Source organism: Streptomyces sp. NPDC006925 (assembly GCF_042869575.1).
In the GTDB taxonomy this organism is placed as follows: Bacteria; Actinomycetota; Actinomycetes; order Streptomycetales; family Streptomycetaceae; genus Streptomyces.
Window position 1 is genome coordinate 24,865 of sequence record NZ_JBIAGB010000027.1, and the last position, 17,000, is coordinate 41,864.

At 73.0% G+C, this 17,000-nt stretch carries 13 protein-coding genes; 1 reads left to right on the forward strand and 12 read right to left on the reverse strand.

All coding sequences use genetic code 11. The annotated features are described in order from the left end of the window. Positions 1-57: 57 nt before the first annotated feature. From ACFYNS_RS27260 to ACFYNS_RS27290, 7 genes are all read right to left on the reverse strand, one after another. Entirely contained in the window at positions 58-1,182 is a 1,125-nt protein-coding gene (locus ACFYNS_RS27260) for a macro domain-containing protein (RefSeq protein WP_388605516.1), read from the reverse strand. A 95-nt stretch (positions 1,183-1,277) separates the two neighbouring features. Further along, entirely contained in the window at positions 1,278-1,955 is a 678-nt protein-coding gene (locus tag ACFYNS_RS27265) for an RES family NAD+ phosphorylase (protein WP_360291323.1), read from the reverse strand. Then, positions 1,955-2,737, reverse strand: coding sequence for a hypothetical protein (locus tag ACFYNS_RS27270; protein WP_360291320.1), 783 nt, complete (start codon positions 2,735-2,737; stop codon positions 1,955-1,957). Before ACFYNS_RS27270 ends, ACFYNS_RS27265 begins: the two co-directional genes overlap by 1 nt. After that, a complete protein-coding gene (locus ACFYNS_RS27275) occupies positions 2,734-6,594 on the reverse strand; it encodes a CHAT domain-containing protein (protein WP_388605517.1) in 3,861 nt (1,286 codons plus the stop codon). The genes ACFYNS_RS27270 and ACFYNS_RS27275 overlap by 4 nt, the downstream gene beginning before the upstream one ends. Positions 6,595-6,703: 109 nt before the next feature. Further along, a complete protein-coding gene (locus ACFYNS_RS27280) occupies positions 6,704-7,246 on the reverse strand; it encodes a hypothetical protein (protein ID WP_388605518.1) in 543 nt (180 codons plus the stop codon). A 147-nt stretch (positions 7,247-7,393) separates the two neighbouring features. Next, entirely contained in the window at positions 7,394-8,683 is a 1,290-nt protein-coding gene (locus tag ACFYNS_RS27285) for a condensation domain-containing protein (protein ID WP_388605519.1), read from the reverse strand. 36 nt (positions 8,684-8,719) lie between these two features. After that, on the reverse strand, positions 8,720-8,917 hold the full coding sequence (locus ACFYNS_RS27290) for a hypothetical protein (RefSeq protein ID WP_388605520.1): 198 nt from the start codon (positions 8,915-8,917) through the stop codon (positions 8,720-8,722). Between the two features lie 261 nt (positions 8,918-9,178). Here ACFYNS_RS27290 and ACFYNS_RS27295 point away from each other — a divergent pair, with 261 nt between their 5' ends. After that, positions 9,179-10,702 (forward strand): amino acid adenylation domain-containing protein, encoded by a 1,524-nt coding sequence (locus tag ACFYNS_RS27295; RefSeq protein ID WP_388605521.1) that lies wholly within the window; start codon positions 9,179-9,181, stop codon positions 10,700-10,702. Positions 10,703-10,911: 209 nt separating this feature from the next. Here ACFYNS_RS27295 and sbnA read toward each other — a convergent pair whose 3' ends face one another. The 5 genes from sbnA to ACFYNS_RS27320 form a co-directional block, all read right to left on the reverse strand. Next, entirely contained in the window at positions 10,912-11,919 is a 1,008-nt protein-coding gene (gene sbnA, locus ACFYNS_RS27300; RefSeq protein WP_037708303.1) for a 2,3-diaminopropionate biosynthesis protein SbnA, read from the reverse strand. 15 nt (positions 11,920-11,934) lie between these two features. Next, a complete protein-coding gene (sbnB, locus tag ACFYNS_RS27305; RefSeq protein WP_388605522.1) occupies positions 11,935-12,990 on the reverse strand; it encodes a 2,3-diaminopropionate biosynthesis protein SbnB in 1,056 nt (351 codons plus the stop codon). A 54-nt stretch (positions 12,991-13,044) separates the two neighbouring features. Further along, positions 13,045-14,088, reverse strand: coding sequence for a TauD/TfdA family dioxygenase (locus tag ACFYNS_RS27310; protein WP_360299294.1), 1,044 nt, complete (start codon positions 14,086-14,088; stop codon positions 13,045-13,047). Beyond that, on the reverse strand, positions 14,085-16,682 hold the full coding sequence (locus ACFYNS_RS27315) for an amino acid adenylation domain-containing protein (protein WP_388605523.1): 2,598 nt from the start codon (positions 16,680-16,682) through the stop codon (positions 14,085-14,087). The genes ACFYNS_RS27310 and ACFYNS_RS27315 overlap by 4 nt, the downstream gene beginning before the upstream one ends. A gap of 84 nt (positions 16,683-16,766) precedes the next feature. Then, complete coding sequence (locus ACFYNS_RS27320) at positions 16,767-16,985, reverse strand: MbtH family protein (RefSeq protein WP_027761024.1); 219 nt, start codon at positions 16,983-16,985, stop codon at positions 16,767-16,769. Positions 16,986-17,000: the final 15 nt, after the last annotated feature.

Here is a 17,000-nt window from a genome sequence, read left to right on the forward strand (position 1 = left end):
CGCACACATCCTCCGCACCGGCTCACGCGGCGCGGGATGCACTCCCATTCCACCGGGTCATCTGGTCGCCCGCCGGTCGTGCGCCGGGCGGATCCCGGCCGGAAGCCGCTCCACCAGCGCCGCTGCCTCCGGAGAACGCACCACGACGTGGATGTCCCAGTCCGCGCCGCGCGCCGCGTCCGCCTCCACCGCGGCCCACACAGCGGCCAGACTGGCGCCGTACGACAGCCCGCCGCGCCCCGAGCCGAGCAGCGGGAAGCACACCGAGCGGAGCGGCGGATCGAAGCGGTGGCGCTCCTCCGCCAGGACGGCGAGCGCCCGGGACGCGGCCCGGGTGACATCGGACTGCAGCACGTCGTAGTCGTTGGTCCCGGCCCGCGGAACGGCGACCGCCGCGTGGTAGATCCGCCGCACCCCCTGCCCGGTCAGCGCCCCCGCGCCGGTGGCGGCCACCGTGCCGGCCAACACCGCGCGCCCCGCTACGCCGTGCCGGGACGCCCAGCCGAGCAGCTCGTCGCGGAGCGGGTCCGCCAACAGGTCCCCGGTCACCCCGTGCACGGCGGCCGCCCGGCGCAGCGACGCGGCCACGGAGGACTTGAAGCGCTCGGGCAGCGCGAGGTGGACGTTGACCGGGGAGACGACCGCGTCCACGTCGCGCAGCAGATCCACGGGGTGCACATGGAGGGACAGCACCACGGTCCGGCCGCCGGCCGCGACCCGTACCGTCCGGTGCGTGCCCGAGCCGTCCCCGCCCGCGGTCCCGGCCGCGGCCGCGGCCGCGCCGACAGCCACGGCGGCCGGCTGACCTGCGAGGCCCACGATGTGCTCGGCTACCTGACCGAGGACCATCACCTCGTGGTCCTTGCGGAACCGCTCGACGCTCACCCCGTACACCGAGGCCGCCCTCACGCGGCGGGAGGCCGCGGGCCAGTCGCGGGTGCCCTGCGCCAGCCCCAGGGTGTACTCGGCGGCGGTGCGCAGCGTACCGGCGTCCAGCCGCGACACGGCGAGCCGGAGCAGTTCCTCGACAGCGGCGCCGGGGGTGCGGGCTCCGGTCGCCGCCACCGCCGCGGCCGACTCCAGGGCAGGCAGCGCGCGCCCCCGCAGCCGCACCAGCCCGGCGCGCCGAACTTTCTTCAACTCGGAGAGAAGTGACGCCACATCAGGCGCGGTCGATGCCATACGCCCACCATGCACCGGACGTCAGCCGCGGACAAGGCTGATCGACGCGGCCGTGAGCACCGCCTCCGCTCGGCATCCCAGGACGGGGACCCGCGTCACCTCCCCACCGGTTCGGAGATCCGCGCCCGGAGGGGTTCGAGCAGGCGGTTGGCCGCGGCGATGCCGTCGGCGGACTCCAGGGCCGGGACACCACCGTCCGGCACGGCCTCCAGCGGCTTGCCGTCCCAGTGGGCGAACCGGTCGTGGAAGAGCACCAGCGCGTGCTGCGGCCGGTGGTGCCGCGACTGCCAGACCAGCCCCATGGCGCCCGGCGCCTGCGCCCGGATCTCGCTCGCCCAGCGCCTGGCCGGGATGTAGTTGCGCTCGTCCTCCAGGAGCGTGGCGTCCTGGCAGACCGCGGCCAGGTCCTCCGACTCGATCAGCGAGACCAGGTTCAGCTCGCACCTGGTCCGCACGGCGCTCAACGAGCGGCCCCGGACCGCGGCGTAGGGAATGAGCCGCAGGCCCGCGGGCGGTTCGAAGGGACGCGAGCGCAGCACGCTCTCGGCGAGCGCCGTGGTCGGGGTGTCGGCCAGATACAGGCAGTGGTACGGGTCCAGCGACGTGCCGTCGAAGCGGTTGCCCTTCCGGAACTCGAAGGGGTCGGCGAGCGTCGGGTTGAACGCGTCCGGGGCGCGGCGCACGCTGTGCACCCGCCACAGCAGGCTGCCCGCCGGGAGCACGCGGTGATTGGGGCGCAGTTGCAGCGGCGTCATGGGGAAGAGGCCGCCCATCAGTCCTCCTCCACCAGCGCGGTGGCCGCACCGACCAGTTCCCGGTCGGGCAGGCAGCCCAGCAGCGAGGCGGGCGCACCGCCGAGCCAGGTGTTGCCCTCCAGCCACCAGGCCGCGGCGCCCCAGGGGTCGATGTCCGCGAGCAGCAGCCGGTTGACCTCCAGGACGACCTCGTGCGGGGCACCGTCGCCCGCGGGGAACTGGAACGCCGGGTAGTGCTCGCGCCCCAGCGGGTCGGAGAGCCTGATCAGTTCGGAGGGCGGCGCCGCTCCCCCGCAGCGGGCCCGCGCCTCTTCCGCGGGGAGGGCCGGTGCGCGCAGCAGCCGCTCGCGGGCGCCGAGGAGGCCCCCAGGCCCCGGGTCGAGGTCGGTACCGGGGCCCGGCTCGGGGTCGGTACCGCCCGTACCGGGGTCGGCGCCGGGGCCGGTGGCGGAACCGGCCGGCGCGGAACCCGTCAGCAGAGCTGCCAGCTCCCGTGCGTCCACCACGGTCGCCGGTCCCGGCGGCACCCCCGCCAGCCGGTCGGAGTCCAGCGCGAGGTGCACCGGATGGTCGTAGGGCAGCGGCAGCCGCGTCAGAAGCACGCGCACGCCCTGGAAGGCCCTGCGCACCGCCCGGTCGTCGTCCACCGCGGTGCCCGCGAGGGCTTCCAACCGGGCGAGCAGCAGCGCGTACTGCTCCTCGTCGAGCACCGCGCGGACATCCTCCCGGTGCTCACCGACCAGCGCGAGCAGACGTTGCGCCGGAGCGCCGGGCCGGTCACCCGCGCCGTCGCCGCTCATCCCTTCCCCTTCCTCGTCTTTCCACGTCCTGCGTCCGGCCCCCTGTGCCCCGGGCCCGGGTGCCCCTGGTGGATGAAGGCGGCCCAGAAGCGGGCCCGGTCCAGATCGGGTCGCTCCATCTGCCGCAGCAGCGGGCCGCGGAGCGAGCCCGGGTTCTCCCGGTCCGGGTCGAGCATCCACAGCTGCGCGGCCCTGAGCGCGTCGGCGGGACCGAGCCCGTCGACGGTCACGTAGTGGTGGAAGACAGCCATCAGCAGCGCCGAAACGGCGTCGTCGGTCCGCCACCGGGAGCCCACGACATCCCGCGCCCCGCCCGAGACGAACGCCGTGGTGAGGGTCAGCGCCTCGTCGTGGTCGCGGGTGCTCAGATCGGTCTGGCAGGCACTCAGCACGACCAGCGGCGCCCCAGCACCGGCGTGCGCCCGGGTGGGCTCCGCGCGCTCGGCGCCGCCTGGTGCGGCGGGCCGGTCCAGCAGCCGGGTCACCGTCAGCATGCCGGGATCCGGCCCGTTTCCCGGCCCGGCCCCGTCCGCTGCCGGGAACCCGGTTCCCCCGGGGGTGGCGAGGTGCAGGGCCGAGACCGTGGGGCGGGTGCCCGCCGACCCGTGGGAGGCGATGTGGAGGAGCGACGCGCCGTCGCCGAGGAGCGCGAGTACGTCCTCGGGTGTGCCGGGGAGCAGTTCCTCCTCCGGCAGCTCGAAGATCCCCCCGCACATTCGCGCTTCCTGGTAGAAGGCGTCCCGCAACGCCATGACCTCGACTTCCGCGTGCGCCAGGTCCATGCCCGGATCGGCCAGCAGCACCGGCGCCGCCGCCGGATCCCGCGGCGCACGGCGCACCGAGCGCAGGAACTCGCCGCCGGACGCCGCGTAGCTGACCACCGTCGTCCGGCACAGGTGCTCCCGGCCCGCCGCACCCTCGCGGCTCGCGGCGTGCCAGGGGACGATGCCGAGCCGTCCGCAGGGCACCAGGACGATCCGGAGCAGCCCGTCCCCCCGCGGCCCGTCCGCCGTCGGCCGTTCCCCGGCCTCCCGTTCCTCCGCCGGTCGTTCCTCCGCCAGCCCCTCGCGCACCCCGCCCAGGACAGGGTCGAGCACCTGGTGGGCCCAGTCGCAGAGCGCCGCGAGGGCCTCGTCCCAGGTCTGCTCCGCGGACGGGTCCGCGGAGCGCCCGCTCCCCGCGGTGGCGTCGCGGGTCGCGGTGGCGTCGAGGTAGTTCTCCAGCGGGCCGGATCCGGCACCCGACAGCAGCGGCGCCACCCCCACCGCGGCGCCGAGCCGGGGCGCCACGACGAGCACCACGCCGGGGTTCTCGCCCTCGCCGGGGACGAGGTAGAGGAGCGCGTCGGCGCCGCTGTCCGCGATCCCGTCCGAGAGCGCGCTCAGCGACGGGGTGCCGAGCAGACCGTCCTCGTCCCGGTAACCCAGTGCCTCCAGTGCCTGGCGGCGCAGCGTGCTCGGCATCCGTCCCGGTACCCCTCCCTCGTCGCTCTCCGCTGCGTCCCCGGCCGCGCCTCGGGCCGCCCGCCACTGCGCGGCGAGCCCGTGGTGTCCCCCCGCGTCGAGCAGTTCGGGGACCGCGGAGGACGTGGACGCCGCCTGCAGCACCAGCGCCCGGCCCAGTTCCAGCACGGCCACCGCCTCGTGCAGCCGCCCCTGGGAGGCCGCCCACAGCGCGGCCTGCACACCTCTGTTCGCACCGGAGCGGGCCGCCAGCAGCCCGTGCTCGGCACCGGCCTGGAGGAGGACGTCGGCGGCGAGCGCGGTCAGCGCCTCCTTGGCCGCCTCCAGCGCCGCGATGTCGGTCACATCGTCCTTGAGAACCCCGCGTTCGCGGTACGCCTGGGCCAGCTCCCACAGCGCGTCGGCGGCGATCCGCGGCGCCCTCCCCTCCCGGACCCGGTCGCGGACCCGCTCGAGTTGGCCGATCAGCGCGTCGAGGAGGGCGGGGTCGCGGGTGAGGGAGAAGCGCAGGGCCAGGTCGAGTGCGGCGGTGTGCAGCTCCTCCGGCGAGGCGTCGGGGGCCGCGGGAACGTGCTCGTGCACCGGCGCGGGGCCGTCGCCGAGGCCCGCGCGGAGCAGGTCGAGGTCCGGGAGGGGCGGCAGCGGCAGTGGCAGCTCGTCGGCGAACGGGAGGGCGTTCAGCCCCGCGTGCCCCGCCTCGATGTGCGGCAGCGCACGCAGCACCATCGTCCTGTCCCCGGTGACGATGCCGAGTCTGGCGACGGCCGCGCCCAGGGCCCACAGGGCGGCGAACCGGAACGGCTCGTCCTCCGGGACGGACTCCTCCAGTGCCTCGGCCTCGGCCACCAGTTCCCGGAGCGTGTGGACGTCTTCCGTCTCCCCCGCCGCCATGACCCGGGTGTACAGCGCGAACGCACGACCCCAGACCGCCGGGTCGCCGGCTCCGGCGGGCAGCGCGCCGGAGAGCGAGCTGAGGTGGCCGACGACGGTCGCCAGGTGGGCGCGCCCCGCCGCGGTGTCCTCGTGGGTGCCGCCGACGCCGGGAGAGATGTTGAGCAGCAGCGCCCGCAGGCTCTCCATCGCATCAGTCGGGTCCGGGCCGGGAGGCGGCTGGTCCTGCACTGCGCGCAGACGCCGTAGCAGGGCATCGAGTGCCTCGTGGTCGCTGCCCTTGAGCACATCCTCCAGACCCCAGGTGGTGGCATGGACGGCGTCCATGGCAGCGGTGAGACGGCGGATGTCGTCCGGTGTGAGCCCGGGTCCCGTAGACGGAGGCGGACCGCTCGGAGGCGGGACGCTGTCCGCGGAAGGTCCCGGGGGCGGGACCGGGGGTGAGGGCTGGCCCGCGGGTGAAGGCTGGCTCGCGGGTGAGGGCTGGCCCGCGGGTGGGGGCTGGCCGGGTTCCGTGGCCGCCCCGGCCGCGTCGGTCCGCTCGGCCGACAGGGGCGAGCCGGTACCCGGTGAAGCGCCGGAATGCCCGGGAGGCGCGCCCGGGTCGGGACGCGACCCCGGTTCCGCTTCGGGACTCCGACCCTGCTCGGGGACCGCGTCCGGCTCGGGGGCCGCCTCCGAGCCGGAGGCCGCGTCCGGCTCGGAGGCCGAATCGGGCCCGGGAGCCGGGTCCGGTCCGCGGTCCTGGCCTGGCCCGGGGCCGGCCGGCTCGCGGTCCGGAGGTCCGGGCGGGGCCGCGGAAGCGGTGCTGTTGCCGGCGGAGCCCCCGGGCGCGTTGAAAGCGTTCTCCATCGTCTGCCGCATCTGCTCCGCGAACGGCGAGCCCGCGGGCGTCATGGTCGCGAGCAGGTCGGAGAGCGACGGTCCCGACGGGGCGGTGGTGGCGCGGTGCATCTGCCGTAGCTGTGCCAGAAAGTCCTCCGGCAGCGGCAGTTCGAGCACCTCTTCGGTCAGCGTCTGGAGCTCCGCCGCGGTCTGCGCCATTCCGGCGGGGCCGGTCCGGGCCGCCCACGCGGCGTAAGCGGAGAGGTCGGGTGCGCCGCCCGAGGCGCCCGGCTGCATCTGCAGCGGTGACACGAGCGGCAGCAGGAAGAACGCCGCCCAGCGGCGGTCCTCCTCGCCCGCCGCCGCGCCCTGCTCCGTCGCGCGGTTCCGTGCGGCCCGCAGCAGCGCCTCGGCACGCTCCCGGTCCCCCGGCCCGCCGCACCCGGCGAGACTCCGCGCGGCCAGCGCACCTCCGAGCCAGACACGCACCGTGCTGCGCAGACCGGGATCGTGGTCCAGCAGCCGTGCCAGTTCCTCGAGTTCGGCGACGGACGCGTCGTACGCGCCCGACGGCACGGCACCGCCCCGCACGGCGGGCAGCAGCCGCTTGGCCCGCTCGGCGGCGTCGGCCGCCCAGGCGCGCAGTCCCGCGACGCCACCGGTCTCCTCGCCGTTCACGGGCAACCCGCCTCTCCTGGATCTCGACAGACGTGGGGCCTCTCGTTCGGGCCACCGCCACTATGCCGACCTGCGGGCGCAGTTGCGACATGATCCCGCGCTTGCACGCTCAACGCCCGGGATCCGACCGGGAGACGCCCAGTTCGGCGCGCATCTCGCGGCGCGCCTGCCGCAGTCGGCCCCACAGCGCGTCGATGCGCCGCTGGGCCGCGGACGGGGAGTCCCCGTCCCGCGGTACGCCCTCGTCCAGGCGGCGGACGGTGCCGTAGACCGCGCCCAGGTCGCGGCTGAGGCCGCCCGCGAGTTCGAGCACCCGCTCCGGCACCCGCATCTGGGCCTCGGCGTACACGTCCCGGTACTGGTCCCGGGCCTCGGTCAGCCGCTGCCGTGCGGAGGCCAGATCCGCGGTGCGCCCCAGCGCGTGCAACTGGTCGGTGAGTGCGGCCAGGTACTGCCGCGCGGAGGTGTTCAGCGCCACGTAGCAGGACCGCAGCTCCTGCGCCTGGCTGCGGCGTTGCCACAGCTCCTCGGCGCGGTCCTGCTCACGGCGGCGGCTGCGGTCGGCCGCGCGCTGGGTGAGCAGCGCCGACAGCAGCGTCCCGACGACTCCGACGACCGCGACCACGGGCGCGGCCGCACCCTCGATCTCCATGCCGGCTCCCTCCGCCGCCTGCGGTCCGCAGCCAGCGAAGCACCGGTTCCGACCGCGGTGAACCTCCGGACCGGACATCGCCCGGTCTCCGCCCCGCGGCCGCCCACCGGACCGGACCGGGTCGGCTGCCGGCGGTGCCGGACCGGCTCAGGGCGCGGCGGGTGCGTGCTCCAGCCGGCCGGTGACGGAGCGGAGCAGGGCGACGATGTCCTCGAGGTGCCGGGACAGTTGAGCGCGGTCGTAGAGCTCGGCGTTGCCGTCCAGGGCGATCTGCAGGCCGCGGCCGTCCATCCGGTCGTAGACGTTGATCGTCAGGTCCTCGACCGGACCGGAGCACAGGGTGTGCACCGTGGCGGGACGGCCCGCGTAGTCCCCGTGGTAGTTGAAGGACATGATGTTGACGTCGGGACCGAACTGCTTTCTTCCTTCGGGGAGTCCGGGCAGCTCGCGCACCAGGTGCTCCTGCGGGTAGCGCTGGTGCCGGAGCGCTTCCTCCAGACGCAGCGAGGTCTGGGCCACCACGTCCGCGAAGGGCGTGTCCGGGCCGAACGAGAGCCGCAGCGGCACCACGTTGGTCACCATGCCGGGCACCCTGCGCAGCATCGGTTCGGTCCGGGCGGTCACCGGCAGGCCGACGACCGGTTCCCGGACGCCGGTCGCCTGCTGCAACCGCACGGCAATCGCGGCGACGACCACCTCGGGCCAGGTCACGTCGAGTGCGCGGGCCGCATCGCGCAGGACGTCGAAGTCCGCGGGTGTGAGGTGACCGCTCTCGCGCAGCGAGGCCCGGGAGGCGGTCGGCCGCCAGTCGGTGAAGGCGGCCGCCTCGGTCTGTCCGGCGAGCCGGTCCAGCCAGAACTCGCGGTCGCGCGCGTACTCCTCGGACTCCTGGTAGGCGAGGTCCGAGGCGATGACCTGCTCCAAGGTGCCCGGCGGGCGCGGCCTGCGGGCCCGACCGGTCACCAGGGCCGAGTAGACGTCGGCCACGTGGGAGGCGATCAGGGCCAGTCCGAAGCCGTCGAGGACGATGTGGTGGGCGGCGCGGTACCACAGGGTGCGCTCGGCCCCCAGCGTGAACAGCGCCCAGGTGACGAGAGGGCCCTCGGCGAGGTCGTACTCCTTGGCCAGGTCCTGCCGCATCCACCGCTCGGCGGCCTGCCGGGGGTCGGGGTCGCAGCTGACGTCGATGCGGTGCAGCGGTGTCTCGACGGTGTCGTCGAGATACTGGCACAGCCCCTCGTCACCGATGTCGAACCGTGCGCGCAGGGCCGGGGTCGCCGCCACGACCTCGCGGAGCGCCTGCTGGAGGAGGTCCGGGTCCACGGGCCCGGCGATGTCGCAGTACTCCCCGATGTTGAAGGACCTGTCCTCCGGGTCGAGCTGCTGCGCCATCCAGACTCCGGTCTGAGCCGAGGACAGCGCCAGTCGTGCAGCCATCAGTCATCCTCTCCCTGCCCGCCGAGCGGGACGTCCCTACGCCGCATCGTGCGGAGCGGCCGGCTCGGGCTCGGTACGTCCGGCGCGCAGCTCGGTGACGAACGCGCAGATCGAGTCGAGGCTGTGGAACCTCTCCCCCACAGCGCTGCCGGTGGGCAGGACCAGCTCGAAGCGCTTCTCGACGAAATTTCCGAGGCGGGCCACGGAGAGGGAATCGAGAATCCCCCATTCCAACAGCGGAGTATCTCCCTCCACTTCCCCTTGCCCTTTGAGGACGCTGTCCTCCACATATCCCTTGACAGCCTCGAAAACCTCATTGTCCCGCACCTGGACCCCCGAGTTCGCATCAGTTCTCCGCCGGAAGCACCGCCCGACTCGCCGTCACGCTACTATGCTGGCGGATGCTACTGAGCCGCCGGAAAACCTGTCAAGGTTCGCAGGATTCGACCAAATCCTCCCGGTCGTGCGGGCCAAGAGATACGGAGACGTACCGTGATGCTCCACCACCTCGTGCGGGACGCAGCCCGAAATACCCCGGACGCCACTGCCGTGGTCGGTCCGGACGGCGCGGCGACATACGGATATCTGGACGCCTGGGCCGATGCGCTCGCCCGGGAACTCGCCGGCCTCGGCGTGGGCCGCGGGGACCGGGTCGGAATATGGCTCGACAAATCGACGGCCGCCGTCGCCGCGATGCAGGCAGTGCTGCGGCTGGGCGCCGCCTATGTTCCGCTCGATCCGCAGGCGCCGCCGCGCCGCACGGCGAAACTGCTGGCCGACTTCGCGCCCCGGGCCCTGGTGGCACCACCGGAGCGGGAAGCGTCGCTGGCGGAGTTCGGCACCGCTCCGGCGACCCTGCGCCGCTGGCCGGACGGCTCCCCCTGGGACCGTCTGCCCGCCGGTCCGCCGCCCGCGCCGGACCGGGCCCTTCCCCCGCCCACCGGCACCGGCACCGGCACCGGCACCGGCGACGACCTCGCCTTCATCCTCTACACCTCCGGGTCGACCGGCGAACCCAAGGGTGTGTGTCACAGCCACAACAGCGCATGGGCCTTTGTCTCCTGGGCGGCCGAGGCCCAGAAAGCGCAGGCGGCGGACCGGTACTCCAATCACGCCCCATTCCATTTCGACCTGTCCGTCAACGACATCTATGTGCCATTCTCCGTCGGTGCTTCCGTGCACCTGGTGCCGCAGGAGACCGCATATTCGGCGAAGAGTCTGGTGCAGTTTCTGCTGGACCACCGGATAACCGTCTGGTATTCGGTTCCCGCGGCTCTCATGCTGATGATGCGGCACGGTGGCCTACTGGACACCCCCGTGCCTTCGCTCCGTTTTCTGCTGTTCGCCGGAGAGGTCTTCCCCATCGGTCCGCTACGGGAGCTGCGTGCCCACCTCCCGTACTGCCGCTTCATGAATCTCTACGGCCCGGCCGAGACCATCATCAGCACCGGCCACGAAGTCGAGGAGATCGACCCGGACCGCATTCTCCCGGTACCCATCGGCACCGGCGCGTGCGGAAACTCCGTGACCGTTCTGCGGCCGGACGGCAGCCGGGCCGGGGCCGGCGAGGAAGGCGAGATCGTCGTCGCCGGGCCGAGTGTGATGCTCGGCTACTGGGGCCGCCCGGCGGTGACCGACCGGACCTATGCGACCGGCGATCTCGCCCAGGTGCTGGAGGACGGCAGCCTGCAGTTCGTCGGCCGCCGGGACAGCATGGTGAAGGTGCGCGGCAACCGCATCGAACTGAGCGAGATCGAGGCCGTGCTGCAGAGCCACGAGGGAGTGGCGGATGCCGCGGTCCAGGTGGCGGGCAGCGGCATCGACGCCCGCATCGTCGCGCACGTGGTGCCCGCCGCGGAGCCCGCGCCGTCCCTCATCGAGCTGAAGCGCCACTGCGCGCAGCAACTCCCGCGGCACTCGATCGTCGACAGCGTCCACCACCTGGAGTCCCTGCCCCGCAATCCCAACGGAAAGGTCGACCGCAGGCTGCTTGCCGCCCGGGCCGACGAGCGCGGCTGAGCCCCGGCGGCAGCCGGACCGGCGCGGGGTCCGCACCTCGCGCTGCCTGCCGGCCGGTGCACCCGGATCGACCGGTGCACCCGGATCGACCGGTGCACCCGGATCGCCCGGTGCGGTGCGGGCCGCACCGGCCGACCCCGGAGTGCCTCCGCCGGGCCCGGCGGTGCGCAGCGTCCGCCGCCGGGCCGGGACGGATCGGCAGGTGCCGCTCATCGGGCCGGGAACTCGGCCAGCGGCGGACCGTCCAGCGCCGAGTCCTCCTCGGCGAACGCGGCGACCCCGTACACGTCCTGCACCCAGGAGTTCCGGTAGACCGTGTCCAGGTAGCGCTCGCCCAGGTCCGGTGAGATCGCCACAGCCGTCACCTCGGCTCCCGGCCGGTGGGTCGCGAGCCACCGCTGCGCACCGGCGACGACCGTCCCGGTCGAGCCGCCGAACAGGAATCCCGCCGAGGCCAGCCTGCGGCAGGCGCGCACCGTCTCCGGCTCGGGCACCATCACCACGTCGTCGACGTAGGAGGCGTCCAGGAGTTGCGGGCGGACACCCGCGCCGAGCCCCGGGATCATGCGCGTCCGGGGCGCACCCCCGAAGGTCACCGAGCCGACGGTGTCGACCGCCACGACGGTCACCGGGCGTCCCGACTCGCGGAAGTAGCGGGCGCACCCCATCAGGGTGCCGGTGGTGCCGGCGCCGACGAAGAGCACGTCGAGGTCGGGGAACTGTTCGGCGATCGCGGGGGCCGTGGTCCGGTGGTGGGCGATCCAGTTGTGCGCGTTCGTGTACTGGTTCAGCCAGACATAGCGCGGGTCGGACGCGCACAGGTCCCGGACGTACTCCAGCCGTGCGCCCAGGAAGCCGCCTTCCGCGTCCGGCCGGTTCACGGAGTACACCTCGGTGCCCATGGCCTCCATCAGCCGGCGCGTGCTCTGGTTGCACCGGGCGTCGGTCACGCAGAGGAAGCGGTAGCCCGCGTTCGCGGCGATCATGCTGAGTGCCACGCCCAGGTTGCCCGAAGAGGACTCGACAAGGACCGAGTCCTCCGTCAGCAGTCCGGACTCCTCGGCCTGGGCCACCATGGCCGCGGCCGCCTTGAGTTTGATGGAACCGGCGAAGTTGAATCCCTCGCACTTGAGATGGAGCGCGCTTCCCAGAAGCGGCCGCAGATCTATGTAGAGGTCCTCGGTGTTGAAGTCCTGCGGTGCGCTGATCACCGTCAACGTGGCCACCCCGCCCTAAGCGTGTTCATCGTCGGCCCCGGCCTCCCCGTAGCGGCTGATCTCGTGGAAGAAACCGTCGACGACGCCCAGTTCACCCCGCTCGCGCACGGTGTCGTAGACGTGTTTGCTCACCGCGAGGTCGAGCACGCCCAGACCGAACGGCGAGAAGATCACGGGACGGTCGGCGGGCACCCGCACCCGGTCCGTCATCACGTCGAAGAGGGTCCCGTCCAGGAAGTCCCGGTGTCCCGCCTGCTGTTCGGCCAGGTGCGGTGAGGTGTCGGCCTTCAGACAATGTTCGACGTCATCGACGATGTTGGCCGATTTCAGCACGATCTCCGGCGCCAGGTCGCGCAGCGAGACGTGCAGCACCACCGGGTTGTGCGAGAACCATGAGACATCGCTGACGTGCGGGACTCCCGCCACCGTCGCGAACACCACCAGGTCGCTGGAGCCGATCAGCTCCTCGGCCGTCGCGTGCATGGTGACCTGACCTCCGCCGCCGGACCGTTCCAGGTAGGAGCGGAAGCCGTCAGCGTGCTCGGAGCTGAGGTCGTGCACGCCCACCTCGTCGAACGACCAGCCGGCGGCGTGCAGATACGTGTGGATGTAGCGGGCGATGAAGCCGGTGCCGAAGAAGCCGACGCGCCGCGGCCTCTCCCGCTCCCTGGTCAGCCAGTCCGCGGCCAGGGCTGCCGAGGCCGCGGTGCGCGCGGCGCTGATGATGGAGCTCTCCATGCAGGCGATCGGATAGCCGGTCTCCTGGTCGTTGAGGATCGCGACGGCCGAGGCGCGGGGGATCCCGGCCTCGATGTTCCGCGGAAAGCTGGATATCCACTTCATCCCGTCGACCCGGGTCCGCCCGCCGACGGACGCGGGCAGCGCGATGATGCGCGATGCGGGCCGGTCGGGGAAGCGCAGGAAGTACGAGGGCGGGTTGACCGTGTCTCCCGCGCCGTGCACCCGGTAGGTGTCCTCGATCAGCTCGATGAGCGGCCGCTCCTGCCCGGTGAGTACCTGGTGGACCTGCGAGCCGGGGATGACGGCGAAAGGAGGGATCTGTGCGTTCATGACGAAGCGCGGCTCCGTTCTCGGAGAGGAGGTGTGCGGGGTGCGGCCGACGGCTCAGGAAGCCGCGTCGGGCAGATGGGTGGGGGCGCAGTCGGCGAGGCGCACCGGGGCGCCCAGGACCATGCCGACCTCGCGCGATCCGGTGTAGGGCTCGCGGCTGTGCGCCATGCGGACGTTGTCGACCAGGAGGACGTCTCCGGCCTGCCACGGCTCGCGTACCGTCGCCGCCTCGTACGCGTCGTTGATGGCCGCCACGACCTCCGCCCCGACGGCCGACCCGTCGCCGTACCGGCTGTTGAACGGCAGCCCGTCCGCGCCGAACTGCGCCACCAGGTACTCCCGCACCGCGGGATCCATCGTCCACTCGTTGAGGAAAGCGATCTGGTTGAACCAGACCAGGCGCCCGGTCCGGGGATGCCGGATCACCGCCGAGCGGCGCTGCCTGGTCCGCAGCCCGCCGTCCGGCTGCCAGTCGTAGTCGATGCCGTTGGCCCGGCAGTACTTCTCCGCGGCCGCCCGGTCGGGCGCGCCCAACGCCTCCGTCCAGGGAACCCCGACCAGGTCGTTGTAGGAACGCGTCAGCGACCAGCCGACCTCCGTGAAGCGCTCCACGACCTCCGGGGGCAGGGCCGCGAGCACCGCTTCGGCGTCCGCGAGTCCGGTGACACCGCCGGTGGCCGGAGGCGTGAAACATCCCATGAGCAGCAGCCGGGGGAACTCCAGCGCGTAGCTCAACTCGTGGTGCATGCACATCGGCTGGTCCGGCGGCCACTCCAGAGACGAGAAGACCGGCCCGCCCAGCGGACGGCGACGCGCGAACGCCTCCGTCTGGCTCAGGTGCCGTCCCGGAAGCCGCTCGCCGATGCGGCCGAGAGCTGCCGCGTCACGCACCTCCAGGCCGCGGATCAGCACGGCCCCGTGGCGGAGCACGGCCGCCTCCAGCGACTCTGCGCGCTCGCCGATCCAGTCCTGGAGCGCCTCGGCACCCACCGGCGAGGCGACCCGCAGGATCGGGGGCTTGCCGGGAGTCAGTTCCAGGCCGAGCTCGTCGGCGGGCTGCTCCTGGGCAGTCGGCGTCGGTGCGGACGGCTGCGTCATGCGCTCTGTTCCTTCCCCTGCTGCGTGTGCTCGTCCATGACCCTGGCCAGCTCGGCCAGGACGGGGTTGTTGACGATGTCCTCGAGGGAGGCGGTGCCGCCGCTCTCGACGCCGAGGCGGACCGCCGACAGCGAGGTGCCGCCGGATTCGAAGAAGTGCTGCCCCCGGCTGATCTCCGCGACCGGGATGTTCAGCACCCGCGCCCACTGCTCGGCCAGCCGCCGCTCCGTCGCCGTCCGGGGCGCGGTGTCGCCGCCGGGCGCGGCGGGCTCCGCGGTGCGGGACGCGGCCTCGACCGCCTCCCGGGCCAGCGCCTTCTTGTCGATCTTGCCGTTGCCGGTGAGCGGCAGGGCCTCCCGGTGGTGGTAGATCCGCGGCACCATGTACGCGGGCAGGGCATCGCCCAGGACCTTGCGCACCTCGTCCACGGACAGCGGAAGGTCCGCGGCGTAGAAAGCGGCCAGATGCTTCTCCCCGTCGCCGCCCTCCACGACGACGACCGCGGAGTCCCGTACGCCGGGCACGCGCAGCAGGTGGTTCTCGATCTCGCCGATCTCGATCCGGAAGCCGCGGATCTTGGTCTGGGAGTCCCGCCTGCCCAGGAACTCCAGCGCACCGTCCGGAAGCCAGCGGCCGATGTCCCCAGAGCGGTAGAGGCGCTCTCCCGGCCGGTGCGGATCAGTACCGAAGGCCGCGGCCGTCCGCACCGGGTCGTTGATGTAGCCGCGGCCCACGCACACCCCGGAGAAGACGATCTCACCCGGCGCCCCGAGCGGGACCGGGACGAGCTGCTCGTCGACCACGTAGACCCGCACGTTGCGGACCGCGGGGCCGAGGGGCACCCGGTCGTGGGCGGGGACCCGGTCCATGACGGCGTGGTTGGTGTCGTCGGACGTCTCGGTCAGTCCGTAGGCGTTCACCAGTTTGATGTCGGGAAAGACCGCGAACCAGCGCTCGACCAGCTCCTTCTTCAGCGCCTCACCGGTCGCGGAGACAACTCGCAGCCTGCCGAGTCCGCGCTGCCTCTCCTCCACCCAGGTGAGCATCACCTCCAGGTAGGAGGGGACGACCTGCAGCACTTCGACCCCGCCGTCGACCAGCGCTTCGACGTACCGCTCGATGTCGAGGACCTCCCGCTGCCCGACGACCAGGGTGCGGGCCCCCACCAGCAGCCCGCTCACGAGCTGCCACAGGGAGATGTCGAAGCACTGCGGCGCGGTCTGGGCAACCACCTGCCCGGCACCGATCTCCAAATCCTCGATCTTGGCGAGGAGATGGTTGAGCATGCCCGCGTGCTCGCACATCGCGCCCTTCGGCTCGCCCGTCGAACCGGAGGTGAAGTAGATGTACGCGAGTTGCCCGGCACCGACGGGAACACCCGGATCGGTGTCCGCGCCCTCCCGCTCCTCCGCCAGAACGTCGGCGAGGTACAAACGCTTCGGCACCTCCACGTCCGGCGTCGGCCGACCGGACGCCCCGCGCGAGCCGGGATCCGCCGACGCCCGATCGAGGGTCGCGGTGCTGCCGTGCTCGGTGAGCACGAAACGGCACGCGCTGCGGCCGAGCATGGCCGCGATCCGGTCGGCCGGAAAGTGCGGCTCCACCGGGAGATACGCACCTCCCGCCTTGAGGACACCGAGGACCGCCGCCATCCAGGGCAGGTTCCGCTCGGTGACCACCGCCACCACGTCCTCGGGACGCAGCCCGCGGGCAAGCAGTGCGTGGGCGATCCGGTTCGCCCGGCGGTTGAGTACGTCGTAGCTCCACTCCGTGCCGTCGTGCACGGCGGCGACGCGATCAGGGTGCTCGCGCACCCGCTCCTCGAACAACTCGTGCATCCGCCGGTCCGGCAGGGGACGCCGCGGCCCGGCCAGCCCGTCGATCTGGTGGGCAAGCTCCGCGGCGGACAACAGGCTCTGCCGGTGGTGCTCCGCCGCGGCGTCGGCGGTCATCGTCGCGAGGGCGGTGAGCAGATATCCGCCGACGCGCTCGGCATAGGGGCCATCGAGGACGTCGCTGCGGCCCAGCAGCCGCAGGCGCACTCCGTCCCGCTCCGCGCGGAAGCCGACACGCAGAACGCAGGTACCCGGCAATCCGTCATCGGCCGTCCGGCCGGTGCCCGCCGTCCGGCCGGCGGGCACCGCGGACGTGGCAGGGGCGGCGGCGGAGAAGGCCGAGAGGTCGAGAACCACCTCGAAACCGGAGGCAGCAGGAACGAGCTGCTCGGGCCCCGCCGACGACGGCATGGCACGCTCGGCGGCGAGCACCAACTGGTGCCAGTCGCCGTCCGCCACCAGCAGACCACACAGCTCCGGGGCGTCCCCGCCGGGTGCGACGACCCCGGTCAGGAGGTCCCGCTCTCCGCAGAGAACAGCGAGGACCTTCGCGTGCGCGGCAAGGAGTACGGACTCGGTCCGCACCCGCAGCCGGTCGGCGAGTGCGCCGAGGCCCCGGACCGTGTCGGCCGGGACCGGGCACTCGTACTCGGTCCTCGGCGTGTCGGCATACCGCGGCTCGCTCCGCCACCGCGGAACGGCCGAAGCAATCCCGGGTCCGGGGGGTGTGCCGCCGTCGGCCACTGTCGGTGTACCCATCGATTCCGTGCCCTTACCAGAGAGGTTGGAGACCGGTGGCGCTCTCCCACTGAGAGCGCCACCAGGGGGCGGCCTTCAGCCGCTTCAGGACTCCGCGGCGGCCATGGCCGCGATCAGGCTGGCCGGCCGCATGTCCGTCCAGTTCTCCTCGACATACGCGAGGCAGGCGTCCCTCGTGTCAGCCGACTTGGCGACGGTCCAGCCATCGGGTACGTCGATGAACTCGGGCCACAGCGAGTGCTGTCCCTCGTCGTTGACGAGTACGACGTAGGTGCCGTCGGGGTCCTCGAAAGGGTTGGTCATGACTGTTCCTCTCTC